Origin of the sequence: Streptomyces humidus (genome assembly GCF_014649655.1) — a bacterium.
Lineage (GTDB): Bacteria > Actinomycetota > Actinomycetes > Streptomycetales > Streptomycetaceae > Streptomyces > Streptomyces humidus.
Window position 1 is genome coordinate 1 of sequence record NZ_BMTL01000109.1, and the last position, 2,260, is coordinate 2,260.

Below are 2,260 nucleotides of genomic sequence, written 5' to 3' on the forward strand. Positions count from 1 at the left end.
GCGGCCGCTTCTGCTGGGGTCGGTGAAGTCGAACATCGGTCATACGCAGGCTGCTGCGGGTGTGGCGGGTGTGATCAAGATGGTGCTGGCGATGCGGCACGGGGTGCTGCCGCGTACGTTGCATGTGGACGAGCCGTCCTCCCAGGTCGACTGGTCGGCCGGCGCCGTCGAGCTGCTGACGCAGGAGCGGGAGTGGGCCGCCGAAGAGGGCCGGCCGCGCCGCGCCGCCGTGTCCGCCTTCGGCGTGAGCGGCACCAACGCCCACGCCATTCTCGAGGAGGCGCCCGCGGAGGAAGCCCCCGAGAACCTCGGAACACCCGCCGGCCACGACACGGCGTCCGCCGCCTCGCGCGCATTGCCGCACCAGGCCCCCCGCGTACTGCCCTGGGTACTGTCCGCCCGTACCCCCGAAGCTCTGCCCGCCCAGGCCGCCCGCCTCCTCGCACACCTGCGCGAACACCCGGGCGTCGAAGCCCTCGACGTCGCATGGTCGCTCGCCGTGCACCGGTCGGCACTGCCCTACCGGGCCGCCGTCGTCGGCTCCGACCCCGCCCGGCTCGTCGACGCGCTCGCCGCCTTCGCCGCCGGTGAACGCGCCGAGGGCATCGTCACCGGCACCGCCCAGCCGGACGGCCGTACTGCCTTCCTCTTCGCGGGCCAGGGCTCGCAACGTCTCGGTATGGGGCGAGAGTTGTACGAGGCGTATCCCGTCTTCACGGACGCCTTCGACGCGGTCGACGCGGAACTGCCCTTCGGGTTGCGGGAGATCGTCTTCGGCGAGGACACGGAGCTGCTGAACCGGACGGAGTTCGCGCAGCCCGCCCTGTTCGCACTTGAAGTTGCCCTGTTCCGGTTGCTGGAGTCGTGGGGTGTCCGTCCGGACGTGCTGGCCGGTCATTCCGTCGGTGAGATCGCGGCCGCGCATGTGGCGGGTGTGTGGTCGTTGGCGGATGCGTGTCGTCTGGTGGTGGCGCGTGGCCGGCTGATGCAGGCGCTCCCGTCGGGTGGGGCGATGGCCGCGGTCGAGGCGTCCGAGGACGAGGTGCTTCCCCTCCTCGGTGACGAGGTGGGTGTCGCGGCGGTCAACGGGCCGCGGGCGGTGGTGGTTTCGGGTGCGGCGCAGGCCGTCGAGGAGATCGCGGACCGCTTCCGTGGTCAGGGCCGCAAGGTGACGGCGTTGCGGGTGAGCCATGCCTTCCACTCGCCGCTGATGGAGCCGATGCTCGACGAATTCCGCACCGTTGCCGAAAGTCTCGTGTACGCGGAACCGCGCCTCCCCGTCGTCTCCACCCTCACGGGCGCCGTCGCCACCGCCGAGGAGCTGACGTCCCCGGACCACTGGGTGCGGCATGTCCGTCAGACGGTCCGCTTCGCCGACGCGGTGCGCGCCCTCGCCGCGCGCGGCACGACGCGCTACCTCGAACTCGGCCCCGACGGCACCCTCACGGCACTGGCACAGGACTGCCCCGAGGCGGTCGCGGCCGCAGACACCGACGGCGTCCTGTTCACCCCCCTCCTGCGCAAGGACAGGGACGCGTCCGTCAGCGCGGTCATGGCCCTCTCCCGCCTCCACGTCCAGGGCGCCACGGTCGGCTGGGAGGCCGTCCTGCCCGGCGGAGCCCGGGTGGAACTGCCCACCTACGCCTTCCAGCACCAGCGCTACTGGCTGGCCGATCAGGGTCGCCCGGCCGCGGGCAGCGGCGCGGACGGCGCGCAGGGCGCCGACGGTGCGGCCGAGACGGAGTTCTGGAACGCAGTCGAGCGGGGCGACCTCGGTTCACTGGCCGACTCTCTGGGCCTCGCCGAGGAGTCCTTGAACGACCTCGTCCCGGCCCTGTCGTCCTGGCGGCGCCGTCGCCTGGAAACGTCCCGCGCCGACCGCTGGCTCTACCGAGCACACTGGAAGCCGCTCGAGCCGGCGGCCGCCACGGCGCTCGCCGGCCGCTGGCTCGTGCTGCGGCCCGAGGGAACCGGCCGGAGCACCGCCATCGACGTCCTCACGGCGGAACTCGCCGCGCGGGGCGCCGTCCCTGTCGCGGTCGCCCTGCCCGCCCTGCCCGAACGTGCTTCTCTCGCCGCGCGGTTGGAGTCGATCGCCGCCGGTGAGGTCTCCGGGATCGTTCTCGACACCGGCGCCGTCACCGATGCCGTGACGGCGTGCGGCACGGTGGCGGCGGTGTTGCAGGCGGTCGGTGACGCGGGGGTGGGCGGCCGGGTGTGGGTGCTGACGTGTGGGGGTGTGTCGGTGGGCCGTTCGGAC

Annotated in this window: 1 protein-coding gene; it reads left to right on the top strand. The window is 73.1% G+C overall.

Annotated features, from left to right (window positions below):
* A partial coding sequence (locus tag IE239_RS41225) for a type I polyketide synthase (RefSeq protein WP_190154570.1) occupies positions 1 to 2,260 on the top strand: 2,260 nt, incomplete at both ends.